Annotated in this window: 22 protein-coding genes; 12 read left to right on the top strand and 10 right to left on the bottom strand. The window is 71.9% G+C overall.

Annotation, left to right across the window (positions count from 1 at the left end; translation table 11 throughout):
* Nucleotides 1-57 precede the first annotated feature (57 nt).
* Nucleotides 58-1,623, bottom strand: coding sequence for an SLC13 family permease (locus LK09_RS06340; RefSeq protein WP_039397232.1), 1,566 nt, complete (start codon nucleotides 1,621-1,623; stop codon nucleotides 58-60).
* Nucleotides 1,624-1,664: 41 nt separating this feature from the next.
* On the bottom strand, nucleotides 1,665-3,089 hold the full coding sequence (locus LK09_RS06335) for a flavin monoamine oxidase family protein (RefSeq protein ID WP_269430921.1): 1,425 nt from the start codon (nucleotides 3,087-3,089) through the stop codon (nucleotides 1,665-1,667).
* Nucleotides 3,090-3,289: 200 nt separating this feature from the next.
* Between LK09_RS06335 and LK09_RS06330 the strand changes: the two genes are divergently transcribed.
* Nucleotides 3,290-4,027 (top strand): TetR/AcrR family transcriptional regulator, encoded by a 738-nt coding sequence (locus LK09_RS06330; RefSeq protein ID WP_197060975.1) that lies wholly within the window; start codon nucleotides 3,290-3,292, stop codon nucleotides 4,025-4,027.
* Nucleotides 4,028-4,043: 16 nt separating this feature from the next.
* Entirely contained in the window at nucleotides 4,044-5,162 is a 1,119-nt protein-coding gene (locus LK09_RS06325) for a M24 family metallopeptidase (RefSeq protein ID WP_039397231.1), read from the top strand.
* A 24-nt stretch (nucleotides 5,163-5,186) separates the two neighbouring features.
* Here the strand turns inward: LK09_RS06325 and LK09_RS06320 are convergent, their stop codons facing one another.
* Complete coding sequence (locus LK09_RS06320; protein ID WP_039397229.1) at nucleotides 5,187-6,053, bottom strand: LLM class F420-dependent oxidoreductase; 867 nt, start codon at nucleotides 6,051-6,053, stop codon at nucleotides 5,187-5,189.
* An 88-nt stretch (nucleotides 6,054-6,141) separates the two neighbouring features.
* Here LK09_RS06320 and LK09_RS06315 point away from each other — a divergent pair, with 88 nt between their 5' ends.
* The 3 genes from LK09_RS06315 (at nucleotide 6,142) to LK09_RS06305 (ending at nucleotide 9,053) form a co-directional block, all read left to right on the top strand.
* The gene (locus tag LK09_RS06315; RefSeq protein WP_052226460.1) at nucleotides 6,142-7,239 is read left to right on the top strand and encodes a C45 family autoproteolytic acyltransferase/hydolase; all 1,098 of its coding nucleotides are present in this window, start codon (nucleotides 6,142-6,144) and stop codon (nucleotides 7,237-7,239) included.
* Nucleotides 7,240-7,287: 48 nt separating this feature from the next.
* Entirely contained in the window at nucleotides 7,288-8,460 is a 1,173-nt protein-coding gene (locus LK09_RS06310; protein ID WP_039397227.1) for a cation:proton antiporter, read from the top strand.
* A 68-nt stretch (nucleotides 8,461-8,528) separates the two neighbouring features.
* Nucleotides 8,529-9,053, top strand: a complete 525-nt coding sequence (locus tag LK09_RS06305) for a hypothetical protein (RefSeq protein WP_039397225.1) — start codon at nucleotides 8,529-8,531, stop codon at nucleotides 9,051-9,053.
* A gap of 4 nt (nucleotides 9,054-9,057) precedes the next feature.
* Here LK09_RS06305 and LK09_RS06300 read toward each other — a convergent pair whose 3' ends face one another.
* Nucleotides 9,058-10,650 (bottom strand): AMP-binding protein, encoded by a 1,593-nt coding sequence (locus LK09_RS06300; protein WP_156138697.1) that lies wholly within the window; start codon nucleotides 10,648-10,650, stop codon nucleotides 9,058-9,060.
* A gap of 371 nt (nucleotides 10,651-11,021) precedes the next feature.
* Here LK09_RS06300 and LK09_RS06295 point away from each other — a divergent pair, with 371 nt between their 5' ends.
* Nucleotides 11,022-11,234 (top strand): heavy-metal-associated domain-containing protein, encoded by a 213-nt coding sequence (locus tag LK09_RS06295; RefSeq protein WP_039397221.1) that lies wholly within the window; start codon nucleotides 11,022-11,024, stop codon nucleotides 11,232-11,234.
* Here the strand turns inward: LK09_RS06295 and LK09_RS06290 are convergent.
* The gene (locus LK09_RS06290; RefSeq protein WP_039397219.1) at nucleotides 11,210-13,090 is read right to left on the bottom strand and encodes a heavy metal translocating P-type ATPase; all 1,881 of its coding nucleotides are present in this window, start codon (nucleotides 13,088-13,090) and stop codon (nucleotides 11,210-11,212) included. The two genes, LK09_RS06295 and LK09_RS06290, sit on opposite strands and share 25 nt — an antisense overlap.
* A gap of 34 nt (nucleotides 13,091-13,124) precedes the next feature.
* Between LK09_RS06290 and LK09_RS06285 the strand changes: the two genes are divergently transcribed.
* A complete protein-coding gene (locus LK09_RS06285; protein WP_039397217.1) occupies nucleotides 13,125-13,601 on the top strand; it encodes a YbaK/EbsC family protein in 477 nt (158 codons plus the stop codon).
* Here the strand turns inward: LK09_RS06285 and LK09_RS06280 are convergent.
* The 3 genes from LK09_RS06280 to LK09_RS06270 form a co-directional block, all read right to left on the bottom strand.
* Nucleotides 13,588-14,829, bottom strand: a complete 1,242-nt coding sequence (locus tag LK09_RS06280) for an MFS transporter (protein WP_052226459.1) — start codon at nucleotides 14,827-14,829, stop codon at nucleotides 13,588-13,590. The genes LK09_RS06285 and LK09_RS06280 overlap by 14 nt on opposite strands.
* Nucleotides 14,826-15,404 carry an ArsR/SmtB family transcription factor gene (locus tag LK09_RS06275; protein WP_039397215.1) on the bottom strand — a complete coding sequence of 193 codons (579 nt, stop codon included), beginning with the start codon at nucleotides 15,402-15,404 and terminating at the stop codon, nucleotides 14,826-14,828. Before LK09_RS06275 ends, LK09_RS06280 begins: the two co-directional genes overlap by 4 nt.
* An 89-nt stretch (nucleotides 15,405-15,493) precedes the next feature.
* On the bottom strand, nucleotides 15,494-16,258 hold the full coding sequence (locus LK09_RS06270) for an IclR family transcriptional regulator (RefSeq protein WP_039397214.1): 765 nt from the start codon (nucleotides 16,256-16,258) through the stop codon (nucleotides 15,494-15,496).
* Nucleotides 16,259-16,319: 61 nt separating this feature from the next.
* On the opposite strand from LK09_RS06270, the gene hutH reads away from it, so the two are divergent.
* From hutH to hutI, 5 genes are read left to right on the top strand one after another with little or no spacing between them, the layout of a single operon-like run.
* Nucleotides 16,320-17,876, top strand: a complete 1,557-nt coding sequence (gene hutH / locus LK09_RS06265; protein WP_039397212.1) for a histidine ammonia-lyase — start codon at nucleotides 16,320-16,322, stop codon at nucleotides 17,874-17,876.
* Nucleotides 17,873-19,537: a urocanate hydratase gene (gene hutU, locus LK09_RS06260; protein WP_039397210.1), complete on the top strand. Its 1,665-nt coding sequence runs from the start codon at nucleotides 17,873-17,875 to the stop codon at nucleotides 19,535-19,537. The genes hutH and hutU overlap by 4 nt, the downstream gene beginning before the upstream one ends.
* Nucleotide 19,538: 1 nt before the next feature.
* Nucleotides 19,539-20,768 (top strand): allantoate amidohydrolase, encoded by a 1,230-nt coding sequence (locus LK09_RS06255; RefSeq protein WP_039397209.1) that lies wholly within the window; start codon nucleotides 19,539-19,541, stop codon nucleotides 20,766-20,768.
* Nucleotides 20,765-21,994 (top strand): formimidoylglutamate deiminase, encoded by a 1,230-nt coding sequence (locus LK09_RS06250; RefSeq protein WP_052226458.1) that lies wholly within the window; start codon nucleotides 20,765-20,767, stop codon nucleotides 21,992-21,994. Before LK09_RS06255 ends, LK09_RS06250 begins: the two co-directional genes overlap by 4 nt.
* Before the next feature lie 4 nt (nucleotides 21,995-21,998).
* Complete coding sequence (gene hutI / locus LK09_RS06245; protein WP_039397206.1) at nucleotides 21,999-23,156, top strand: imidazolonepropionase; 1,158 nt, start codon at nucleotides 21,999-22,001, stop codon at nucleotides 23,154-23,156.
* A gap of 34 nt (nucleotides 23,157-23,190) precedes the next feature.
* Here hutI and LK09_RS06240 read toward each other — a convergent pair whose 3' ends face one another.
* Nucleotides 23,191-23,670, bottom strand: coding sequence for a SixA phosphatase family protein (locus LK09_RS06240; protein ID WP_039398154.1), 480 nt, complete (start codon nucleotides 23,668-23,670; stop codon nucleotides 23,191-23,193).
* 122 nt (nucleotides 23,671-23,792) lie between these two features.
* On the bottom strand, nucleotides 23,793-24,104 hold the full coding sequence (locus tag LK09_RS06235) for a GIY-YIG nuclease family protein (RefSeq protein ID WP_039397204.1): 312 nt from the start codon (nucleotides 24,102-24,104) through the stop codon (nucleotides 23,793-23,795).
* Nucleotides 24,105-24,261: the final 157 nt, after the last annotated feature.

Below are 24,261 nucleotides of genomic sequence, written 5' to 3'. Positions count from 1 at the left end.
ACGAAAGTGTGCCGACCGGGCGTTTGCTTTCTGTCCTCGGTACCGGTTCGTCCGGCGTCAGAACGGCCAGATGAGCGGCACGACCAGAACCGCGAAGGCGAGGAAGAACAGGGCCAAGGGGAGACCCAGCTTCCAGTAGTCACCGAACCGGTACCCGCCGGGCTCCATCACCATGAGGTTCGCCGGCGTGGCGATCGGCGTCAGGAACGCGGCGGTCCCGGCCACCGTCAGCGCCATCATGAACGGCGTCACCGACGCATGGAGCTCGTCCGCCACCGCGAGCGCGATGGGCGCGATGATCAGCACAGTCGCGACATTGCTGATGAGCTGCCCCAGCGCGATCGTGAGGATGCACAGGGCCAGCAGCGCCACGGTTGGGCCCGCTCCGGCGATCGCGGACAACAGGCCGCGCGCCACCAGGTCGGCGGTTCCCGTCTCGGTGAAGGCCGTCGAGAGCGGGATCATGCCGGCGATGAGGATGACCGTGGTCCAGGAGATCGAGTGATAGGCCTGTGGCACCGAGACCGCCCGTGTGAGCACGAGCGCGCAGGCTGCCAGCAGTGCGACGACCGCGGGTGGGAGGAGCCCCGTCGCGAGGAGTACGACCATGATCCCGAGCACGACGAGGGAACGCGTCGCTCCACGACCGAGCGGGACCGATCGGCGAAGCCGTGCGGGCGGAGTGTCGACGACGAGCACTCCGGGCTCATCCGTCCGGCGCGTGAGATCGTCCCAGGTGCCCTGCAGAAGAAGGGCATCTCCCGCTTGCACAGTGAACTCCTGACCCTTCAGCTGGTCGTCGCCGCGGCGGGCGGCGAGCACGACGAGGTCGCCGGCGGGAGTCGTCATCCCGGGGCACAGCCGCTCGCCGATGAGCGGCGAGCGCGGCGCGACCACGACCTCGGTGACCCCGGTCGTCGGATTCAGGAGCGCGCCCGTGTCGAGGCTCAGCGCGTATTGGTCGCGCAAGACACGCGCGTGGCGCGCGAGGTCGGTGGGCATGAGTGCACCGGCGCGATCGGGCAGGAGGTGCCGCCCGAAGAGCAGCATGATGACGACCGTCCCGACGAGCAGCGGCAGTCCGGCGAGTGCGAACTCGAAGAAGCCGAAGTCGCGCCCGCCGTGCTCCGCCGCCATCTCGGAGACGATGATGTTCACCGGGGTGCCGGTCAGGAGCAGGAGCGACCCGGCATGCGCCGCGAACGCCAGGGGGATGAGCAGCTGTGACGACGAGATGCGAGCGCGTGCTGCGACGACCACCACGAGCGGCAGCAGCGCGGCGACTGCCGCATTGATGCTGATGACGGCCGTGACGAGTGCGACGAGCAGCGAGATCGCGATGAGGAGCGACGACCGCTTCGTCCCGGCGCGCCCGATGACCTTCTGCGCGGCCCAGACAGTGACGCCCGAGGCATCCAGCGATTCACTCACGATGAAGAGGGCGGCGATGAAGATGACCGTCGGGTCGCCGAACCCCGCGAGTGCCTGCGGCAACGTCAGCACACCCGTGAAGAACAGCGCGAGCGAAACCCCGATGGCCACGACACCGAGCGGGACCCGGTTGCTCATGAACGCGAGTACCGCCAGCGCGAGGACCACCAGTGTGGCGACGACCGGGTCCACGTGGCTCAGACTATGTCATGAACGAGGGCCCGGCCCGACGGTCACCCGTCGGCGCGCAGACCGGCGCTGATGCGGGCGGCGGTGTCGCTGCCGATGCGCACCCCGCCGTCGACGTGCAGGTAGCCGGCGCCCTGGATGTCGGAGCTGGCGAAGAACAGCGGGCCGACCGGCTCGTTCTGCAGGTGGCCCCACCGACTGAGGCCACCGAGCTCCCAGCTGGCGGCGTACGCGCCGCGGGTGTACTCCTCGCTGCCCCAGTCGGACAGGTAGAACGCGATCGGATGCCGGGCATCCTCGCCGAAGTAGGCGGCGAACGACTCCAGCACGGCCTGCTTGCGCTCCGCCTCCGGGAGGGCCCAGGTCTGGTCGGCGCGCTCGCTCACGATGAAGCCGACGAGCGTGCCGTGGTCGCTGCCGTGAAGGGTGTTGTCGTACACCTCGCAGACGCGCTCGTGTGAGGCGAAACCGGTGCCGGAGAGCCCGCGCTCGCGCCAGAACGGCGTCTCGTAGACGGCCTGCGCCTTGATCACGAGTCCCATCGACTGGTGCTGGTGCGCGATCTGGCGCATGCGGGGGAGTGCGGGCGTGTACTCGATGGTGGAGTACAGGTTCGGCGGAACCGCGAGCACCGCATAGCGGGCGCTGACGGTCACCCGTTCGCCGTGCGCGGTCACGGATGCCGGCCGGCCGTCGCCGGCATCCGACCACTCCACGTGCCGGACGGGCGTCGACAGGTGCACGACGTCGGGACCGAGTTCGTCGGCGATCTGCTGCGAGACCGACTGCATTCCGCCCACGACGCGCTCATCGAGCAGGATGCCTTCGTCGATGAGATGCTCGAACTTCTCGGCCGACGCGACCATGAGCATCGCCTGCAGCACCGAGAACGTCTGCGACGGCTTGGTGAGCATCCCCGCCGCGATGTAGTGGTCGACGATGCGCGCCGCCTCGTCGTCGTCGGTGAGGGATGCCAGCCACGAGCTGAACTGGATGTTGTCGAGCTCGGCGGCGCGCGGGTGCCGCCACGGCTCGGCGGCGTCGATCTCGGCGGCGAGGGCGTCGAGGGCCGTGACGAGCTTGTCGATCTCGGCGAGCGTCTCGGCGCTGACCGGGAAGTCCCCGCGGAACTCGTGCCGGACGCCGTCCCGCGTGATGTACACCGAGTTGCCGTCGCGGTAGCGCGAGTAGGTCTCCTTGCCGAGCTCCTTGAGCAGGGCGATCAGAGCGTCCTGATCGGACGAGACCCACTGGCCGCCGATCTCGAAGAACTCGCCGTCGACGGTGTCCGACCAGGTGCGGCCGCCGACGCGGTCCCGCGCTTCGAGGACGGCGACGCTGTGCCCGGCTTCGACCAGGCGCCGCGCGGCCATGAGGCCGCTGATCCCGGCGCCGATCACCACCACGTCGCGCTGCAGCACGGCGGGGGCGGCAACGTCGGTCGCCGCGGCGGGGGTGAGGTCGTTCACGAGGTGTCCTTTCGACGGTGCAGGCCGGGGCCCGCTCGTCGGGGTGCCTCATCGCGCCTGCGGCGGTGCCCCTCGATGCTAGGAAGGACCCATCGGCCCGGGCCAGCATCCGGAGTCCGTTGTTCATTTAGCTGGGATGGACCCGCTGGAATACGGCCGGTGCAGTGCAGGCCGTGTTCATTTTCGCGTACCGTGGAGTGGTGAAGACCTCGCCCCCACCCGGCCGCGGACGCGGCCGGCCGCGGACCGCGGTGATCGACCGCGAACGGATCGTGGACGCCGCCCTCGCCCAGCTGCGCGCGGACGGACTCGAGGGTCTCACGATGCGCTCGCTCGCGGACCGCCTCGGAGTCGCCGTGAGTGCCCTCTACAACCACGTGCCGTCGCGCGCGGCCGTGCTGGCGGCCGTCCAGGAGCGGTTCGTGACCGGGCTCGACGTCTCCGGGTTCGGGTCGGTCCCGCTGCGCCAGGCACTCGCCCGCTGGGCCTGGAGCTACCTCGGCCGGCTGCGCGAGCAGCCCGAGCTCGTCCCGGTGATCGTGGCCGTCCCGGTCGCCCAGGCCCCGCGCACCTCGGCCATGTACCAGCGGGTCGTCGGCGGGTTCTCCGCGGCGGGCTGGCCGCCGGAGAGCATCATCGCCTCGATGAGCATCCTGGAGACGTTCATCTTCGGCGCCGCACTGGACACCCCAGGCCCCGACGACGTGTATGCGCCGCACGATCCGGCGCAGTCCCCGCTGCTCGCCCGCACCTACGAGGCGTTCGCCGATGCCGTCGGCGACAGTCGAGCCCGCCCCCACGACGTGGTCTTCGCGATCGGGCTCGACGCCACGCTCACCGGCCTGCACCAGCTGTGGGCCTCGGGTCGCGGCTGGGACGCCGTCGTGGTGCCGTCTCGCCCGGCGGCCGCACCGGCATCCCCCATCGGCTCCGCGTGACGGGCATCATGGCTTCATGAGCGACGATCGATTCACCGCATCCGTCTACCTCCGCCGGATCGCCCGCGCCCGGGAGCTGACGGGCGAGGCGGGTCTGGACGCCCTGATCGTCGCGCCGGGGCCCGACCTGCAGTACCTCGTGGGCTCGCGCGCGCAGACCTTCGAACGGCTCACCGCGCTGGTGGTCCCGGCCGGAGGGGACCCGTTCGTGGTCGCTCCGACGATGGAGCGCGCCGCGCTGCGCTCCTCCGCCCTGGCCGACATGGGCGTGGAGGTGCGCGAGTGGGTGGACGGCGACGATCCGTACGCGATCGCGCTCGGCACCACCGCGCGTGGCCGCCTGCGCCTCGGGTTCAGCGAGGCCACCCCGGCGCTGCACGTTGTGCCCCTCGCGACCGCGGCGGGCACGCCTCCGGAGCTGGCGACCGGTGTGCTGCGACGTCTGCGGATGCAGAAGGACGCCGCGGAGATCGCCGCTCTGCGGCAGGCCGCCGACGCCATCGACCGCGTGCACGCGCGGGTGCCGGAGTGGCTGCGCCCCGGCCGGACCGAGCGGGAGGTGGCGGCGGACATCGCCGCGGCGATCGTCGCCGAAGGGCACGAGGCGGCGGATTTCGTGATCGTCGGCTCCGGGCCGAACGGCGCGGACCCGCACCACGAGGTCAGCGACCGGGTGATCGGCGTCGGCGAGACCGTCGTCGTCGACATCGGAGGGCCGGTGCCGCTCGGCTACAACTCGGACAGCACCCGCACGTACGCGACCGGCGACGTTCACGACGACGTGCGATCGGCGTACGACGCGCTCGAGCAGGCGCAGCGCGCGGCGGTCGCGGCGGTGCGCCCCGGGGTGACCGCCGAGAGCGTGGATGCCGCCGCCCGCGACGTCCTCCGGGCCGCGGGGCTCGCCGATCGCTTCCTGCATCGCACCGGGCACGGCATCGGACTCTCGGTGCATGAGGAGCCGTACATCGTCGCCGGCAACGAGCTCGAGCTGCAGCCCGGAATGGCCTTCAGCATCGAGCCCGGCGTCTACTTCGCGGGCCGGTGGGGCGCCCGCATCGAAGACATCGTGGTCGTCACCGACGACGGCGTGGACGACCTGAACCGTCGTCCGCACGGGCTCACCCGGGTGTGAGCCCGGCCGTCGCAGGCGAGCGGTTCACAGCTCGGCCAGGCGCGGCACGACCTCCGCGGCGAGGCGCTCGGTCGAGCCGACCTGGTCGTTCGGCCGGACGCCCATGACCACCAGGTCGATGCCGAGCCGCGACCACTCCTCGGCCATCCGCCAGTACTCGGCGCCGGTGGGGTCGAGCCGCGTGGTGATGATCTGCTTCTCGATCGCGTCGTAGTCGGTGCCGAGGGTGTCGCAGTGGCGGCGCAGCACGTCGAGCAGGTGGGCCACGGTCTCGGGCTCGTAGGCCGTGAGGTTGACGATCTGGGCGTACTGGGCGGCGATGCGCAGCGTCTTGCGCTCGCCCTTGCCGCCGATCATGATCGGCGGATGCGGGTGGCCCACGGGCGCGGGGGAGTTGAGCGTCTCGGCGAGCGAGTAGTGCGTGCCCTCGTAGGCGGCGGCATCCGGACCCCACATCTGCAGGGCGATCTGGAGCGCTTCCTCGAGGCGCTCGAAGCGCTCCGAGATCGCCGGGTAGGGAACGCCGAGTCCGTGGTGCTCGCGTTCGTACCAGGCGGCGCCGAGACCGAACACGGCCCGGCCGCCGCTCAGCACGTCGAGCGTCGTCGCGATCTTGGCGAGGAGGGCCGGATGCCGGTAGGTGACTCCGGCCACGAGGGGGCCGAGGCGCATGCGCGAGGTCTGGCCGGCGACGAAGCCGAGGGTGGTGAACGCTTCGAGCATGGGCTGCTCGGCGGGGCCGGCCGCCTCCATCTGGAACCAGTGGTCCATGACCGTGAACTGGTCGAAGCCGCCGGCTTCGGCGACCTGCGCCGTGCGGGTGACGAGGGAGGCGATGTCGGACGAGGGGCCGGGGGTGGTGTAGTTCCAGAGGTGGATGCCTGAGCGCATGGCGTCAGGCTACGCCCGCCGCCGATGCCGCCAGGCCGCGGTGCTATATTGAGCACGCATTCAATAGAGCGGCGAATCAGGAGCACCCGTGTCATTCCCCCGTCCCGAGAACCGGCTGCACGTGAGCACCGCGGCGCGCGACCCCCAGGCGCGCGGACGCCAGCGAGGCGAGGCGCTGCGCGGCATCCTCCCCGGTGCGATCGACGCCTACGACCGGCTCTTCGCCGCCGGCGGGCTGGATGCCGCGACCGTGCGCTCGGACGCCGAACGCGCGCTTGACGCCGTCGCCGCACACCGAGGCGGTCTGGCGGAGCAGATCGCCGGCGTCGCCGCGGGTGCCGGTGTCGACCCGTGGCGGGTCGCGGCCCTCAACGCCCGCACCGAGATCCTCGCCCGCAGCCGCGCCGTGCCGCCCGGCGAATGCTCCACGGTGGTGCGCTCGCTCCCTGACGCCGCCGTGGCGGGCGCCACGCGCAACGTCGGCGTGCAGACCTGGGACTGGCACGCCGAACTCAGCGACTACTGGCACACGCTGGACGCCGACGGCGGGGCGCACCGTTATGCCGGGATCACGGAGGACGGCATCCTCGCGAAGATCGGCGTGAACGGCGCGGGCGTCGCCCTGCACTTCAACATCCTCGGTCACACGCTGGACGGCGTCGGCGGCATCCCGATGCACGTGCTCGCAGCGCTCGTGCTTGAAGAGGCCGAGGATGCCGCGCACGCCGTCGAACTCGTGCGCGAGGCGCCGATCGCCTCCTCGGGCTCGTTCCTGGTCTTCGATCGCGATCGAGCGGTGCTGCTCGACCTCAGCCCGGTCGGCGTCTTCGAGGCGCCCGCCGTCCTGCCCGGAATCCGCGTGCGCACCAACCACTTCCTCACCGCGGAGCCGGCTGCCGCCGAGAAGACGACGTACCAGCCGGACTCGGGGGAGCGGTACGGGTTCCTCGTCGACCGGCTCACTGCGTCGCTCCCCGAGACGCCGGAAGCCATGCTCGCCGAGTTGATCACGGGCGAGGGCGAACCCGCGCTCACGTGTCTTCCGGCGCCGGATGCCCGTCTCGGCGAACGGTGGGCGAGCCTGGCGACGGTGATCTTGGATCCGGCGCACCGGGAGGCGCGCGTTCTCGACGGCACCCCCGCCGAGCACGCCGTGCGTCCCTGGCACGTCCTGCACGCCCGGTAGCGCCGCGCGTCGCTGTCCGCGGGTGCGCCTTCGGACTAGCGTTTCGCCATGACCTTCGCGACACTCGCGCTCATCGTGCTGGCCGGCCTCCTCGGGCCGCTGCTGAGCGCACGGCAGGGGTGGCACATCCCCGTCGTGATCGGGGAGCTGGCCGCCGGTCTCGTCATCGGGACGTCCGGCCTGCATCTGGTGGATCCGGCGGACCCGACCCTGACGTTCCTCGCCGAGATCGGCTTCGGTCTGACCATGGTCGTGATCGGCTCGCACATCCCGGTGCGGGATGCCGCGGTGCGAGCCGCCGTCGGACGCGGGCTGCTCGGCGCGCTGCTGGTCGGCATCGTCGCAGCCGGGCTCGGCGTGGGGATCGCCGCGCTGATCGGATCGGCGCACGCGGCGCTTTACGCCGTGCTCCTGGCATCCTCGTCCGCGGCGCTCGTGCTGCCGATGCTGCAGTCACTCGGAATCGGCGCGGAGCGCGTGCCGCGCCTCGTCGCCCAGATCGCGGTCGCCGACATCGCCTGCATCGTGGCGCTGCCCCTGGTCATGGAGCCGTCGCGCGTGCTCACCACGGCCCTCGGGGCGCTCGCGATCACGGTGATCGCCGTCCTCGCGGGCATCGGCCTGCACCTTCTCACCCGCAACGGGCTGCGCGCGCGGATCCACGCGTTCTCCGAGCGGCGGCGGTTCGCGCTCGAACTGCGCGTGAGCCTGCTCGTGCTGTTCGTCCTCGCCGCGATCGCCCAGCTGACGCACGTGTCGGTGATGATCGCCGGCTTCTCGGTCGGGCTCGTGCTCGCCGCGGCCGGCGAGCCGCGGCGCCTGGCCCGCCAGCTGTTCGGAATCACCGAGGGGTTCTTCGCTCCGCTCTTCTTCGTCTGGCTGGGCGCATCGATCGACCTGCGCGCGTTCGCCACGCATCCCGAGATGATCCTCCTCGGCGCGGCCCTGGGAGTCGGCGCGGCCGTCGCCCACCTCGCGGCCCGCGCGGCCGGGCTGCCGTGGGTGCAGGCGGTCGCGGCGTGCGGGCAGCTCGGCGTCCCCATCGCGGCGGTGGCGCTCGGCATCCAGACCCGGGCCCTCGGTCCTGGCGAAGGCGCCGGAATCCTCCTCGGCGCGCTCATCACGGTCGCCATCGCGACCGCAGCGACGTCGCTGGCCGCACGACGCGGGGGTGCCGCCCCGACGGATCGGACCAGCGCCCCCGCGCCCGGCGCGGCGTAGCTCTGGCCTCCTCCAGTTCCTGGTTTGCTGGAGGCAGTCCCGGCCGATTCACCGATCGGAGGACACACATGGGTGAACGTGAGATGGCCGCGCGCGATCTTGCGCCGGGCGAGGCGCGCCGGATCCGCGATGACGTCGTGGCGCGAATGGGCGAAGCCGAGGCGGTCGCCTACATCGTGACGGACCCGGGCTATTTCTCTGCTCTCGTGGATTTCCCGCTCCCAGACACCGGTCCTTCCTACGTATGGACCGGTGCCTGGGAGCAGTCCGACGACACAGTTCGCAGCCCTCCGCTGCTCAGGATCGGGGTCAGTCCCGCCACCGGAAAGGAGATCGATCGACTCCGTCACCGCATGGGCATCACAACCGGACAGCCGCCCAGGCCTTCGCAGTGGGACGGCGACAGAACGCACGTTCTGCTTGCCGCCCACGGCGGCCGCGGATTCGCGCAGTTCATCGATGGGACCGCTTACGTCCTCATCGTCGCGACGGCGACCGTTCCGGACGACATTACGATCAGTAGGCTCCGTGATCCTGCACCGCTCATCGAGCGATGGGCCGCACTGAGCGGGAGCATCCCGGCCGTCGATTGACGCCTCAGGCCACGGCGGCCTCGCGGGCGCGGAGGTCCTTGCGGAGGATCTTGCCCGCGGTCGACTTGGGGATCTGGTCGATGAACTCGACGCGGCGCACCTTCTTGTGCGGGGCGACGTTGTCGGCGACGAAGGCCATGACCTCCTCGGCGGTGAGTCCCGAGTCGGGGCGCGCGACGACGAAGGCCTTCGGCACCTCCTGCTTCTCGTCGTCGAGCACGCCGATGACGGCCGCGTCCATCACCTTGGGGTGACTGAGCAGGAGCGCCTCGAGCTCGGCGGGCGCGATCTGGTAGCCGTGGTACTTGATGAGCTCCTTGGCGCGATCGACGATCGAGAAGTAGTCGCCCTCGTGGTAGACGGCGACATCCCCGGTGTGCAGGAATCCGTCCGCGTCGAGGGTGTCGGCGGTCGCCTCGGGCTTGTTCAGGTAGCCGAGCATGATGTTGGGTCCCCGCATCCAGAGCTCCCCGCGCTCGGTGACGCCGTCGGGGCCGATCTCGGTGATCTCCTCGCCGGTCTCCAGGTCGACGATCTTGGCCTGCATGTTCGGCAGCAGGCGGCCCACCGAGCTCACCGGGATGTCGGTGGCTTCCACCGGGATCGCGTGCGACACCGGGCTCGACTCGGTCATCCCGTACCCCTGCAGCACGTGCGCGTGGATGCGGTGGCCGGCGGCCTCCGCGGTCTCGGCATCCAGTGGGGCCGCTCCCGAGAAGACGGTGTGCACGGTCGAGATGTCGTACTGGTCGACGATGGGGTGCTTCGCGAGGGCGACGGCGATCGGCGGTGCGATGTAGAGGTAGGTGCACTTGAACCGCTGGATGTTCGAGAGGAACTCGACAAGGTCGAACTTCGGCATCGTGACGAGGCTCGCCCGCTGGCGCAGAGCGAGGTTCAACAGGACGGTGAGCCCGTAGATGTGGAAGAACGGCAGCACGGCCAGGACGCGGTCGGAGGCTTCCAGATCGAGGCTCGCGCGGCACTGCTGCACGTTCGCGACCAGGTTGCGATGCGTGAGCATCACGCCCTTCGGGATGCCGGTCGTGCCCGACGAATACGGGAGCACGGCGATGTGCTCCGCGGGGTCGAAGCTCACCGCGGGCGTGGCGTTCTGCTCGCCGATCAGCTGACCGAGCGAGGGATGCCCCTCCGCCCCGTCGATCACGATGACACGGTCGGCCGGGATGCCCACGGCCTCGGCGGCCGCGGTCGCCTGCGGGAGGAACGGACTCACGGTGACGAGCCAGGTGGCCCCGGCATCCCGCAGCTGCTTCTCGATCTCGCCGGCGGTGTACAGGGAGTTGATCGTGGTCACGGTCGCTCCCGCCCGGAGCGCGCCGTGCATCACGGTGGCGAAGGCGGGGACGTTGGGGCAGAGGAGTCCGAGCACGGTGCCGACGTCGACGCCGCGCGCGGCGAGCGCCCCGGCGAACGCGTCGATCTGGCCGCGCAGCGCACGGTAGGTCGTCTCGGTGCCCGAGGACGGGTCGATGAGGGCGACGCGGGCGAGGTCGTCGTCGTCGAGGCTGCCGAACAGATAGTCGTAGATGCTCAGCTCGGGGATCTCGACATCCGGGTACGGGCTTGTGAACACGTTGGGGGCTCCCATTCGTCGTGCGTCGTCGCAGGCGGGCACCGGCATCCTCGCCGGTGCCCCCATCATGCCACGCGCCCTCCCCGTGACGGAACTGAGTTCCAGGGATGGCGGAACTCAGTTCCGAACCGGGGGCAGGCTCCCGGGCCGAGGCCTGTCGGCTTCGCTCGTCACGATGCGCACCCGGGTCCGCGTTTCATGACGAGTGAGGCTCGCTTTCCGGATTCGCTCGTCACGATGCGCACCTCGGTCCGTGCTTCGTGACGAGTGAGGGACCGGCAACGAGGGTGCATGGAGCGGGACCGGGCCGGATGTCGTACACTGAGTGAGTCAGTACCCCCAGGGGGTATAGGTATCAGAGAGGCGAGGCGATGACCACGATCGAGTTCCAGGTGACCGGCATGTCGTGCGGGCACTGCGAGGCATCCGTGCGCAGCGAGGTCGGCGCGGTCCCCGGCGTGGCCTCCGCCGAGGCGAGCGCAGCCACCGGCCGGCTCGTGGTCGAGGCCTCCGGACCGGTCGATGAGGCGGCCGTCATCGCCGCCGTCGCCGAAGCCGGCTACACCGCCGCCCGTGCCGCCTGAACCGGCGCCGTCTCGAGGCCGGTCGGAGGCCCGGTCAGTGCCCGCAGGGCGTACAGGATCGTGGCGAGGTCGACGCCCTCCTGGATGAGCGCCCCCGCCACGGCGGGGATGACGCCGGTCGTCGCGACGAGCATCAGCACGATGCTGATCGAGATCCCGATCCAGATCGCCACGTAGGCGACGCTGAGCGTGTGCTTGCCGATCGCGACGACGTCGGCCACCTTGGCGAGCGAGTCCGCGAGGATGACGGCGTCCGCCGCGTCGCCGGCCGCGGTGGAGCCCTTGGCGCCCATCGCGATGCCGATGTCGGCCGCCGCCAGCACGGGCGCGTCGTTGACGCCGTCGCCGACCATCAGCACGGGGCGCGGGCGCAGGCCGGCGGCGAGATGCACCTTGTCGGGCGGAAGCAGCTCGGCGTGGACGTCGTCGATGCCGACCTCGTGGGCGACCGCCTCCGCCGTGGCCCGGGCATCGCCGGTGAGCATGGACACGCGCTGCACGCCCCGGGCGCGCAGCCACGACACGACCGAGCCCGCTTCGGGGCGCGGATCGTCGGCGAGCACCAGGACCCCGGCGAACCGGCCGTCGACGGCGACGTACACGGCCGCCTCGCCCGAACCGATCTCCTGGCGCACGGTGTCGGGTGCCAGGGAGGCCACGTAGGCGGGTTTTCCGACGACGACCGAGCGGCCGCCGATGCGGGCGGTGACCCCGTTGGTGGCGACCTCGCTGGCCTCGTCGGCCGGTCGCAGCGGGATGCCGCGGGCGTCGGCGGCGCGGCGGATGCCGTCCGCGAGCACGTGGCTGGAGTACTGCTCCGCGGATGCCGCCAGAGCCAGCAGCTCGTCGGCATCCAGTCCTGCCGGGTGCACCGCGACGAGGTCGGGGCGCCCGGCGGTGAGCGTGCCGGTCTTGTCGAACGCGGCGGAGCGCACCCGGGCGAGCTGCTCAATGATCGCCCCGCCCTTGACGATCACGCCCGCCTTGGCCGCCCGGGACAGGCCGCCGAGGAACGCGACCGGCGCGGCGATCAGCAGCGGGCACGGCGTGGCGAGCACGAGGACCTCGGCGAACCGGGTCGGATCACCCGAGATCGCCCACGCCGCACCCGCGATGACGAGCGAGACCGCGGTGAACGGGATCGCGAAGCGGTCCGCCAGGCGCACGGTCGGGGCACGGTCGTCCTCGGCCTGCTGCACGAGCGCGACGATCTGCTGATACTGGCTGTCGGCACTGCGGCGGGTGGCGCGCATGCGCACCGCTCGCGACCCGTTGACCGATCCGGAGAGCACCTCGTCGCCCGCGGATCGGTGCACCGGAAGGCTCTCGCCGGTGAGGGAGGACTCGTCGAAGGACGCCTCGGGGCTGAGCAGCACGCCGTCGACCGGCACGATCTCGGACGGGCGGATCAGCAGCACGTCGCCGATCGCGACATCGTCGGCCGCGGCATCCTGGACCTCGTCGCTGTCCGAGTTCGGGTGCACGAGGACGTGGGCGATCTGGGGCGAGCGGTCGAGCAATGCGGACAGCTCCCGCTTCGCGCGCCGGCCGGCGTAGTCCTCCAGGGCCTCCCCGCCGGACAGCATCAGCACGATGACGAGCGCGGCGATGTCCTCGCCGACCGCGAGCGTGGCGATCATGGCCACCACGGCGAGGACGTCCAGGCCGACATGACCGCGCAGCACGTCGCGGATCATGCCGATGATCGTCCACGCGATGATGATCGAGACGTAGACGACGGCGATCCAGTGCGCCGTGCGAAGGTATCCGGCGGCGTTCAGGGCGAGGACGAGCACGAGCACGAGCACCGTGATCCACACGACCGGGAAACGGGCGAACCACCGCAGGAACGACATGCCCTCACTTTGGCAGACGCCCTAGGCTGGCGGAATGACCACGCACCTGCCCGTTCGAAGCCGACTCGTCCACGACGCGCTGCGCGCTGCGGACATCTCCGGCGAGATCGTCGTGCTGCCGGACTCGGCGGCCACCGCCGCCCTTGCCGCAGCGGCGCTCGGGGTCGAGGTCGGAGCGATCGCCAACAGCCTCGTGTTCTGGGCCGACGATGCGCCGCTCCTGGTGATGACCAGCGGTGCCCACCGGGTCGACACGAAGCTCCTGGCGGAACGCATCGGCTCCGGCAGGATCGCCCGCGCCACGCCCGACCAGGTCCGCGAAGCCACCGGGCAGGCCATCGGCGGGGTCGCCCCGACCGGGCATCCGGCGCCGATCCGCACCTACGTGGACGAGGCGCTGGCGGCGTACCCGGAGATCTGGGCGGCGGGCGGCACCCCGCACACCGTGTTTCCGCTCACCTACGACGAGCTCGTGCGCCTGACCGGCGGCGACGTCGTCAAGGTCGACTGAGGGCGGTCTTCGCGGGCGCCGGGCGACGCAGCCAGACGAGCCCCACGACCCCCGTGCAGAGGTAGAGCGCCGCCTGCACGTCGAGCAGGGGCTGCAGCAGGCCCGGGATGCCGGCGAGCCCCGCGATCAGGATGCCGGCGGCCTGACCCACGGCGGCGATCAAGCCGAGCGCGGCGAATGCCGCAGGAAGGCTGCGGGCCGGCGCCGAGGTCTGCAGCACGCTGACGACCCCGGTCATCATGACGACCCCCGGTGCGCCGACGACGGCGAAGAGCACCACGTAGGGCCACAGCTCGGTCGTCAGCCGCGGCAGGTTCCACGTGATCAGAGAGAGCAGGCCGAAGGCGAGGACGCTGCCGACGGTGAGCGCCCGCGGCGTGGCGCCGCGGGCGAGGAAGCCCAGTGCGAGGCCGGCGAGGATCGCCCCGACGGCCTGCACCCCGCGCAGCACCCCGACGTCGGCGGCGGTGCCCTCCAGCGGGCCCGTCACGAACAGCAGGAACAGCACCAGGAACATGCCCTGGGCGACGCTCGCGAGGGAGACGATGAGGAACACGGGACGCAGGGGCAGCAGACGGAAGGCGGCCAGGACGCCCGGAGTGGCATCCGTCTCCGCCTCGGGCGCCGGCGCGATGCGGCGACCCGCGCCTCGCGGCAGCGACGCGATGAGCACGGCAGACACCACGAAGCTCGCCGCGTCGACGGCGGCGACCAGGGGGAGCCCGCCCGCAGCGAGGGCCACCCCGCCCAGCGGACCGCCGACGAGCCGGCCGAGGTTCTGCCCGAGGCCCACCAGGCCGTTCGCCGAGACGAGCTGATCCTCGTCGACGAGCGCCGGCAGGAGCGAGTTCTTCGCCGGTTCGAACAGGGCGGCGAGCGACGCGTGCGCGGCGATGACGACGTACACGATCGGAAGCTGCGACGCCTCGTGGACGAACACCAGGGGCACGAGCGCCAGCGCCTGCCCGAGGTTCGTGCACACCATGAGCAGGCGCCGGTCGAAACGGACCGCGAGGCGTGCGGCCACGGGGGCGAGCACCACCGTCGGCGCGAGTTCGAGGACGAACGCGAGGGAGGCCCCGGCCGCCGACCCGCTGAGACGCAGGACGACGAGGGGCAGCGCGACGAAGAGGAACCAATCCCCGGTGTCCGACACGACTCCGGCCAGCCACAGACGGCGGAACGCGGGCGCGGCCAGCGCACTGCGCGCCCGCTGTGCGCCGTTCATGTCCTCGGCTTCCCGAACGTCGGCCGCGGGAACGCGAGGAGAGAGAGTTCCGCGATCGCGGCATCCTCCGGGGCGTCCGTGCGGGTGGCGGCGATGTAGGGGCGAACGAGCGCATCGATCTGCTCGATGAGCGCACGCAGTTCTGCGGGGGTCACCCGCACTCCGTAGTTGAGGTGTGCGTCCGCCTCCCGCCACTGCGGGTCGAGCGAATCGCGGCTGCGCAAATGCTCCCGCGCGAGCTGGTACTCCAGCTGCAGCGAGGCCGCGATCAGGTCGGTGGCCGTCGCGGCCAGGTCGGGGTCGGCGGCGTCGAGCGGGGTCTCGAGGCCAGTGACGGTGGCACGCCACGGCCGTTCGCGGCCGTCCTCGGTCTCCGCGGTCTCGACGAGGCCGTGGCGCGCCAGCACACGCAGGTGGTAGCTGCAGTTGGAGGGGGAGTCGCCGACGGCCCGGGCGCAGGCCGACGCGGTCGCTGGCCCGGCCGACATGAGGTAGCCGAGGAGATTCAGCCGGAGGGGGTGCGCGAGCGCCTCCAGGGCCTCCGGGTCGTCGAGACGGCGACGGTTCTCGTCCATGACGGCATCCAATCCTGAAAGAGCATTTCGAAAAGTGCTTTCAGAATACGACGGGACGAAGGGAAGTAAAAGGGTCTTTCAGAAACTGATCACCGGCCGTAGAGGCGCCGCTGCAGCTCCGCGGCGGCGGAGCGCACCGCGGGGACGAGGGATGCGGCATCCTGCGCGGCATCCTCGGCCCAGGTGGTCGCGACCGCGGCCACCGGCCAGCCGGCATGGTCGAGCACGGCCACGCCGACCGAGCGAAGGCCGAGCGTGATCTCGCCGTCCTCCGAGGCGTAGCCGTCGGCGCGCACGCGGCGCAGCACCTCGCGCAGCGCTCCCGGTGTCGCGGGCCCGTGGCCGGTTCGGTCGGTGAAGCTCGCGGCGTCGGGGAACAGCGCGCGGATCTGCGCCGCCGGCAGCGCCGCGAGCATCGCGCGTCCGGTCGCGGTCAGGTGGGCGGGCAGGCGCACGCCCACATCGGTCACGAGCGCCGGACGCCGGGGCGCGCGCTCCTCGACGATGTACACGACGTCGCGTCCGCTCATGATCGCCAGGTGGGCGCTCTCGCCGGTGCGGTCGGCGAGCGTGGCGACCAGGCGCCGGCCGAGCCGGGCGATCGGCTGCTGGCGGCTGTAGCCGCCGCCGAGCTCGAACGCCGCCGTCCCCAGGCCCCAGCGGCGCTCCGCGGGGACGTGCACGACATAGCCGTGCTGGGCGAGGGCGTCGAGCAGGTGGTAGACGCTCGAGCGCGGGATGCCGAGCGCCTGCGCCATCGCCGCCGCCGGAACGGGGGCCGGCTGGCGGGCGAGGTACGTGAGGATCCGGAGGGTCTGATCGGCGGCCGGAACCTGCGGTGGTTTGTCTGTCATCCCAGACACATGATGCCACAAACCCCTCGCGCCGACACCTGCCGCGGTGTGGAATCAGAACATGACCACCACCGCTCCCGCCTCCGTCGTCGTCGTCGGGGCCGACGTCCTCACCCCCGCCGACGTCGTCGCCGTCGCCCGCTTCGGCGCCCGCGTCGAGATCGCCCCCGCGGCGCTCGAGCGCGTCGCCGCCTCCCGCGCCCTCATCGAGGCGCTCGCCGACGACCCCGTGCCGCACTACGGCATCTCCACCGGCTTCGGCGCCCTCGCGACCAAGTTCATCGAGCCCGAGCGGCGCGTGCAGCTGCAGCGCAGCCTGATCCGCTCCCACGCGGCCGGCACCGGCCCCGAGGTCGAGCGGGAGGTCGTGCGCGGCCTGCACCTGCTGCGCCTGCAGACCCTCGCCACCGGGCGCACCGGCGTGCGCCCGCTCGTCGTCGAGACCTACGCGGCCATGCTCAACGCCGGCATCACCCCGATCGTGCGCGAATACGGCTCGCTCGGCTGCTCCGGCGACCTCGCGCCGCTGTCGCACGTGGCGCTGGCCGCGATGGGCGAAGGACGCGTGCGCGACGCCGCCGGCACCGAGCAGGATGCCGCCGACGCGCTCGCCGCGGCATCCATCGCGCCGGTCGAGCTGCGCGAGAAGGAGGGCCTCGCCCTCATCAACGGCACCGACGGCATGCTCGGCATGCTGCTGCTGGCGCTGCACGACCTGCAGACCCTGTTCGACACCGCCGACCTGGCGGCGGCCCTCTCGGTGGAGAGCCAGATGGGCACCGACGCGGTGTTCGCCGCCGACCTGCAGGCGCTGCGCCCCCAGGTCGGGCAGGGCGCCTCGGCCGCGAACCTGCGCGCGCTGCTCGCGGACTCGCCGATCATCGCCTCGCACAAGGGGCCCGAGGACGGCCGCGTGCAGGACGCGTACTCGCTGCGGTGCTCGCCGATCGTGCACGGCGCGGCTCGTGACACCGCCGACCACGCCCGCACCGTCGCCCTGCGCGAGCTCGCCTCGGCGGTCGACAACCCCGTCGTGACCGTCGACGGCCGCGTCGAATCCAACGGCAACTTCCACGGGGCGCCCGTGGCCTACGTGCTGGACTTCCTCGCGATCGCCGTCGCGGACCTGGCATCCATCTCGGAGCGCCGCACCGACCGCGCCCTCGACGTCGCCCGCAACCGCGACCTGCCGCCGTTCCTCGCGCACGAGGTCGGGGTCGATTCCGGCCTGATGATCGCGCAGTACGCCGCGGCCGGCATCGTCTCCGAGCTCAAGCGCCTCGCGGTGCCGGCATCCGTCGACTCCATCCCGTCGTCCGCCATGCAGGAGGACCACGTCTCGATGGGCTGGGCCGCCGCCCGCAAGCTCCGCCGCGCCATCGACGGTCTCTCCCGCGTGCTCGCGGTCGAGGTCGTCACCGGCTGCCGCGCGCTGGACCTGCGCGCCCCGCTGCAGCCCGGAACCGCCACCGGCGCCGTGCGCGACCTCGTCCGCACCGTCGTCCCCGGCCCAGGGCCCGACCACTTCGTGTCGCCCGACATCGAAGCCGTCACCGACCTCGTGATCAGCGGCGCCGTCGCCGCTGCCGCCTTCACCAACACCAAGGAGAACCGATGAGCACCTCTGCCGAGACCCGCGTCGTCCGCGCTCCCCGTGGCTCCGAGCGCACCGCGAAGAGCTGGGGCGCCGAAGCCGCGAAGCGCATGCTGATGAACAACCTCGACCCCGAGGTCGCCGAGCACCCCGAAGACCTCGTGGTGTACGGCGGCACCGGCCGCGCGGCGCGCAGCTGGGCCGCGTACGACGCGATCGTCCGCACGCTCGACGAGCTCGAGCCCGACGAGACGCTGCTGGTGCAGTCCGGCAAGCCGGTCGGCGTGTTCCGTACCCACGAGTGGGCGCCCCGCGTGCTGATCGCCAACTCGAACCTGGTGGGCGACTGGGCCACGTGGCCCGAGTTCCGCCGCCTCGAGGACCTCGGCCTCATGATGTACGGCCAGATGACCGCCGGCTCGTGGATCTACATCGGCTCGCAGGGCATCCTGCAGGGCACGTACGAGACCTTCGCGGCCGTGGCCCGCTCGCTCGGCAAGGAGTCCCTGAAGGGCACCCTTTCGCTGACCGGCGGTGCCGGCGGCATGGGCGGCGCGCAGCCGCTCGCCGTCACGCTCAACGACGGCGCCTGCCTCATCGTGGACGTCGACGAGTCGCGCCTGGCACGACGCGTCGACCACGGCTACCTCGACGTCTACTACACCGACCTCGACGAGGCGATCGCCCGCGCGGTCGCCGCGAAGGAGGCCGGCGAGGCCCTCTCCGTCGGCATCGTCGGCAACGCCGCGGAGATCTTCCCGGAGCTCCTGCGCCGCGAGGTCCCGATCGACATCGTCACCGACCAGACGAGCGCACACGACCCGCTGGCGTACCTGCCCCTCGAGGTGTCGTTCGAGGACTGGAAGGCCGCCGCAACCGCCGATCCGGAGCTGTTCACCGAGCAGTCGCGCAAGGCGATGGCCGCGCACGTCGAGGCGATGGTCGGCTTCCTCGACAAGGGCGCCGCGGTCTTCGACTACGGCAACTCGATCCGCGCCGAGGCGAAGCTGGGCGGCTACGACCGCGCGTTCGCCTTCCCAGGCTTCGTCCCGGCCTACATCCGCCCGCAGTTCGAAGAGGGCCGCGGCCCGTTCCGCTGGGCTGCTCTGTCGGGCAACCCGGAGGACATCTACAAGACCGACCGCGCCATCGCGGAGCTCTTCCCCGAGGATGCCGCGCTGCACCGCTGGCTGGAGAAGGCCGGCGAGAAGGTGCACTTCGAGGGACTTCCCGCCCGCATCTGCTGGCTGGGCTACAAGGAGCGCCACCTCGCCGGACTCAAGTTCAACGAGATGGTCGCATCCGGCGAGCTGGAAGGTCCGATCGTGATCGGCCGCGACCACCTCGACTCCGGATCGGTCGCGAGCCCGTACCGCGAGACCGAGGCCATGAAGGACGGCTCGGACGCCATCGCCGACTGGCCGCTCCTGAACGCCCTCCTGAACACCGCCTCGGGTGCCTCGTGGGTGTCGATCCACCACGGCGGCGGCGTCGGCATCGGCCGCTCCATCCACGCCGGCCAGGTCACCGTGGCCGACGGCTCGGAGCTGGCGGCGCAGAAGATCGAGCGCGTCCTCACCAACGACCCCGGCACGGGTGTCATGCGGCACGTGGACGCCGGCTACGACCACGCGAAGGACATCGCCCGCGAGCGGGGACTGAAGGTCCCCATGCTGGACGCCTGACATGACGGTGCGCGCGCGCTCCAGCGTCGCAGCCAGGATGCGCGAGATCGCCGACATCGGCCGCGACCCGGTTCGCGGTGGATACTCCCGGCACCTGCTGGATGACGCGGATCTGGCCCTGCGGGCCTGGTTCCGCGGGTCCGCGGCCGACCTGGGACTCGAGGTCGAACAGGACGGCAACGGCAACCTGTGGGCCTGGTGGGGCGCGCGCGGGCCGGATGCCGTGGCGACCGGCAGCCACCTCGACTCCGTCCCCGGCGGGGGCGCGTACGACGGCCCGCTCGGCGTCGTGAGCGCCCTCGAGGCGGTCGCTCAGCTGCAGGCAGCCGGCTTCCGGCCGGCGAGGCCCGTGGCCGTGGTCGCCTTCGCCGAGGAGGAGGGGAGCCGCTTCGGGCTTCCCTGCCTCGGGTCGCGGCTGCTGGTCGGGGCATCCGACCCCGCCGCCGTCCGGGCGCGCAGCGATCCCGACGGGATCACGTTCGAGCAGGCGTGGCGCGACGCCGGCCTGGACCCGGCCACGCTCGGGGCCGATCCGGCCCGGCTGGCGGACCTCGGCGCGTTCGTGGAGCTCCACGTCGAGCAGGGTCGGGACCTCGAGGATCGCGGGATGCCGCTCTCCGTGGCGTCGGCGATCATCCCGCACGGCCGCTACCGGCTGACCGTCGACGGCGAGGGCAACCACGCCGGGACCACGCCGATGGCCGGGCGCCGCGATCCGGTCGTGGCCCTGGCGGCGGCGATCCTCGCGGTCCGCGACACCGCACGCGCGGCCGGACCCGCCGCGCGCGCCACGATCGGCCGCATCCAGGTCACGCCCAACGGCACCAATGTGATCGCGTCCCGCGTCGAGGCCTGGCTCGACATCCGTGCAGCCGAAGACGACGACGTGCGCGCGCAGCTCGCGGCAACGATCGAGGCCGCCGGCCGTGCGGTCGCGGCGGAAGGCTGCGTCCTCACCGTCGCCGAGGAGTCCTTCTCGCCCATCGTCGCGTTCGACCCGGCTCTCACGGACCGCATCGCCGCCGTGCTCGGCGGCGTCCCGGCGATCCCCACCGGCGCGGGCCACGACGCGGGCATCCTCGCCGCGCACGTGCCGACGGCGATGGTGTTCGTGCGCAACCCCACCGGGGTGTCGCACGCGCCGGGCGAAGGGGCGCGCGACGAGGACTGCGAAGCCGGTGCCCGCGCGCTCGCGGATGTGCTGCGCGACCTCGCGGGGGACGCCTCATGACCGCATTCCACTGCGCGCTCGCGCTCGTTGCTGGCCGGTTCGTGCCCGGGGTGCGCATCGAGACCGAGGACGGTGCGATCACCGGAATCGACCAGGGCACCCACGCCCAGGCCGGCGACGTGCAGCTCACGACGGTCGTGCCCGGCTTCGTCAACGCGCACTCGCACGCCTTCCATCGGCTGCTGCGCGGCCGCACCCACGACGACGGCGGCGACTTCTGGCAGTGGCGCACCCGCATGTACGCCGAAGCCGGCGCGCTGACCCCCGACGGATACCGCGACCTCGCGACCCGGGTGTTCACCGAGATGCGGGATGCCGGCTACACCTCGGTCGCCGAGTTCCACTACGTGCACCACCGGCCGGACGGCACTCCGTACCCCGCCCACGACATGGAGATCGCACTCGCGGACGCCGCGGCCTCGGCCGGCATCCGGCTGCTCCTGCTCGACACGGTGTACCTGCGCGGCGGGGTGGGCGCCCCGCTCGCAGAAGAGCAGCGGCGGTTCGGCGACGGTGACGTGCACGGCTGGCTGGCCCGCTGGCACGCGCTGCGCGACGCCCTGGCGGGGCATCCGCTCACCGAGCTCGGTGCCGCGGTGCACTCGGTGCGGGCGGTCGAGCCGACCGACCTGGCCGCGGTCGCGGCGGGACTGCCGGCCGAGGTGCCGCTGCACGTGCACGTGTCCGAGCAGCCCGCCGAGAACGAGCAGTGCCTGGCCGCCCACGGGGTGACGCCGACCCAGCTGCTCGCAGCCCACGGCCTGGTCACCGAGCGGCTGTCGGCCGTGCACGCGACGCACCTCACCGACCTCGACATCCAGCTGCTCGGCGCCGCCGGGGCGACGATCGTGATGTGCCCGACGACCGAGGCCGACCTCGGCGACGGGATCGGGCCGGCGCCCGAGCTGCTCGCGGCGGGTGCGCGGCTGGCGATCGGATCGGACCAGAACGCCGTGATCGACCCATGGGAGGAGACCGCGCGGCTCGAGCTCGACCAGCGGCTCCGGCTGCAGCGGCGGGGCGTCTTCTCGCCGGCGCAGCTGTGGCGAGCGGGGTCCGCGACCGACGGATTCCGGGTCGGGGACGCCTTCGACGCGGTCGAGGTCGACACCGGCTCGACCCGGACGTGGGGTGCCGACGTGCACCAGCTGCCGCTCGTCGCCCGGTCCGGCGACGTGACCGCGACGATCGTGGCGGGTCGCATGACCCGTCCTCAGGAGAGGTGAGCCCATGCTGATCACGAACATCGGCGAACTGACGACGAACGTGCCGATCGGGGACGACCGGTGCGGCACCCTGACCGACGCCGCCGTGCTGATCGAAGACGGGTTCATCACGTGGGTGGGTCAGGCCGCCGACGCTCCGGCGTATGCGGAGGTCGTGGATGCCGGCGGCCGCGCCGTCATCCCCGGCTTCGTCGACAGCCACAGCCACCTGGTCTTCGCCGGCGACCGCGCGGACGAGTTCGAGGCGCGGATGACGGGCGTGCCGTACGCTGCCGGCGGGATCCGGCGCACCGTGACCGCGACCCGTGCGGCATCCGACGAGGAACTGCGCGAGCGTCTCGCCGCGCTCGTCGCCGAGAGCGCGCGACAGGGGACGACCACGCTCGAGGTGAAGACCGGCTACGGCCTGACGGTCGCCGACGAGGCCCGGGCGGCGCGGATCGCCGCGGAGATCACCCCCGAGGTGACGTTCCTCGGTGCGCACGTGGTCCCCGCCGAGTACGCGGATGCCCGGGACGACTACGTCGACCTCGTCACGGGTCCGATGCTGCGCGCGGTCGCGCCGCACGCCAAGTACATCGACGTGTTCTGCGAGCGCGGCGCGTTCACCGCGGACGAGGCGCGCCGCATCCTCGCCGCGGGGATCGCGGCGGGTCTCATCCCGCGCATGCACGGCAACCAGCTCGGCCCGGGGGAGGGCGTGCAGGTCGCCGTCGAGATGAGTGCGGCGTCCGTCGACCACTGCACCTTCCTGAGCGACGACGACGTGGCGGCCCTCGCCGGGTCGAACACGGTCGCGACCCTGCTGCCGGGCGTCGAGTTCTCGACGCGGCAGCCGTACCCGGATGCCCGCCGCCTGATCGACGCGGGCGCGACCGTGGCGATCGCCTGCGACTGCAATCCGGGTTCGTGCTTCACCAACTCGATGCCGCTGATGGTGGCCCTCGCCGTGCGCGAGATGCACATGACGACCGCCGAGGCCGTGTGGGCGGCGACCGCGGGCGGCGCGCGGGCGCTTCGCCGCAACGACATCGGGGTGATCGGGCCGGGCAAGCGGGCGGACCTGGTGCTGCTCGACGCCCCGACCCGGGTCCACCTGGCCTACCGGCCGGGGGTGCCGATCATCGAGCGCGTGTACAAAGACGGCGTCGTCATCGCCTGAGCGGCCGATGGGCGCCGCGATGGCCGGGGAACGGCTATCGCGGCGTCATCAGCTCCCACTCGTCGGGCTCGACGGAGTCGATCACCGGCCAGTCCGATTCCTGCCACGTGAACCGGGCGATCGCGCAGGTCGGCATCCGGTCGATCCGCTCGGCCGACAGGGCGTAGGCGAGGTCGCTCATCCCGGGGTCGTGGGCGACGATGAGCACCGACTCGGCTCCGGCGAGCCCGGCGGTCTCGATCGCGCGCAGCAGGGTGGGCGCGGGTGCGCCGTAGAGCTGACGCTGAAGGTCGATCTCGAGCCCGAACTCGCCGGCGAACGCCTGCGCGGTGGTGCGGGCGCGCAGCGCCGTGGACGACAGGATCACGTCGGGGCGGAACCCGGTGTCCGCCAGCCGGGCTGCCTGTGCGGGCGCGTCCCGCGTCCCGCGCTGATTGAGGGGACGGTCGTGATCGGGCAGGTTCGGGTCGCCCCAGTCGGATTTCGCATGGCGCACCAGTGCAACGCTGATCATGTTCTGCATCGTCCCACGGCCGCCCTCGTTTCGCCCCCGGTCGTTGAGTGGGCGCAGCGAGTCGAATCACGTGGTGCCCCGGTCGTTGAGCGAGCGCAGCGAGTCGAAACGCGTCGTGCGTCTCAGCCCTCCGTGGGCACCCGAGCAGCCGTTGCTCGCCGGTGGCGGGCGCTCCATCCGCGAACGGCCTCGAAGCCGCCCTCGATCAGAGCCTTCCGCTTCGCATGACTCCAGCCCTGGATTCGCTTCTCCCACAGGAACGCATCTTCGAGCCGTTCGAACTCGCAGCACCAGGCCAGCTCGACCGGGAGGCGACGACGGGTGTACGCGCTGCCGTGAACCGTTGCATGCTGGTCGAGGCGTCGCCGGAGATCGTTCGTGCTGCCGACGTAGTACGTACAGTCTGCGCATCGCAGGATGTAGACGTGAGCCATCGCAGGACTCTATGCCCGGGGTCCGACGTTCGGAACGTGACGCGTTTCGTCTCGGTCGCGCTTCGCGCGTCCTCGCTCAACGACCGGGTGTCGCTCCCCGGTCGTTGAGCGAGCGCAGCGAGTCGAAACGCTTGGCCTGCTGGGATGACGTTTCGTC

The organism is Microbacterium mangrovi (assembly GCF_000802305.1).
Taxonomy (GTDB): Bacteria; Actinomycetota; Actinomycetes; order Actinomycetales; family Microbacteriaceae; genus Microbacterium; species Microbacterium mangrovi.
The sequence above is the reverse complement of the archived record's forward strand: the minus strand, read 5'-3'. Positions and strand labels throughout refer to the sequence as shown.

What these genes read in the sequence shown, in the direction of transcription:
- LK09_RS06325 (WP_039397231.1), top strand. Translation starts at nt 4,044, where the DNA reads ATGAGCGACGATCGATTCACCGCATCCGTCTACCTCCGCCGGATCGCC.
- LK09_RS06320 (WP_039397229.1), bottom strand. Translation starts at nt 6,053, where the DNA reads ATGCGCTCAGGCATCCACCTCTGGAACTACACCACCCCCGGCCCCTCG.
- LK09_RS06310 (WP_039397227.1), top strand. Translation starts at nt 7,288, where the DNA reads ATGACCTTCGCGACACTCGCGCTCATCGTGCTGGCCGGCCTCCTCGGG.
- LK09_RS06305 (WP_039397225.1), top strand. Translation starts at nt 8,529, where the DNA reads ATGGGTGAACGTGAGATGGCCGCGCGCGATCTTGCGCCGGGCGAGGCG.
- LK09_RS06295 (WP_039397221.1), top strand. Translation starts at nt 11,022, where the DNA reads ATGACCACGATCGAGTTCCAGGTGACCGGCATGTCGTGCGGGCACTGC.
- LK09_RS06290 (WP_039397219.1), bottom strand. Translation starts at nt 13,090, where the DNA reads ATGTCGTTCCTGCGGTGGTTCGCCCGTTTCCCGGTCGTGTGGATCACG.
- LK09_RS06285 (WP_039397217.1), top strand. Translation starts at nt 13,125, where the DNA reads ATGACCACGCACCTGCCCGTTCGAAGCCGACTCGTCCACGACGCGCTG.
- LK09_RS06280 (WP_052226459.1), bottom strand. Translation starts at nt 14,829, where the DNA reads ATGAACGGCGCACAGCGGGCGCGCAGTGCGCTGGCCGCGCCCGCGTTC.
- LK09_RS06275 (WP_039397215.1), bottom strand. Translation starts at nt 15,404, where the DNA reads ATGGACGAGAACCGTCGCCGTCTCGACGACCCGGAGGCCCTGGAGGCG.
- LK09_RS06270 (WP_039397214.1), bottom strand. Translation starts at nt 16,258, where the DNA reads ATGACAGACAAACCACCGCAGGTTCCGGCCGCCGATCAGACCCTCCGG.
- hutH (WP_039397212.1), top strand. Translation starts at nt 16,320, where the DNA reads ATGACCACCACCGCTCCCGCCTCCGTCGTCGTCGTCGGGGCCGACGTC.
- hutU (WP_039397210.1), top strand. Translation starts at nt 17,873, where the DNA reads ATGAGCACCTCTGCCGAGACCCGCGTCGTCCGCGCTCCCCGTGGCTCC.
- LK09_RS06255 (WP_039397209.1), top strand. Translation starts at nt 19,539, where the DNA reads ATGACGGTGCGCGCGCGCTCCAGCGTCGCAGCCAGGATGCGCGAGATC.
- LK09_RS06250 (WP_052226458.1), top strand. Translation starts at nt 20,765, where the DNA reads ATGACCGCATTCCACTGCGCGCTCGCGCTCGTTGCTGGCCGGTTCGTG.
- hutI (WP_039397206.1), top strand. Translation starts at nt 21,999, where the DNA reads ATGCTGATCACGAACATCGGCGAACTGACGACGAACGTGCCGATCGGG.
- LK09_RS06240 (WP_039398154.1), bottom strand. Translation starts at nt 23,670, where the DNA reads ATGATCAGCGTTGCACTGGTGCGCCATGCGAAATCCGACTGGGGCGAC.
- LK09_RS06235 (WP_039397204.1), bottom strand. Translation starts at nt 24,104, where the DNA reads ATGGCTCACGTCTACATCCTGCGATGCGCAGACTGTACGTACTACGTC.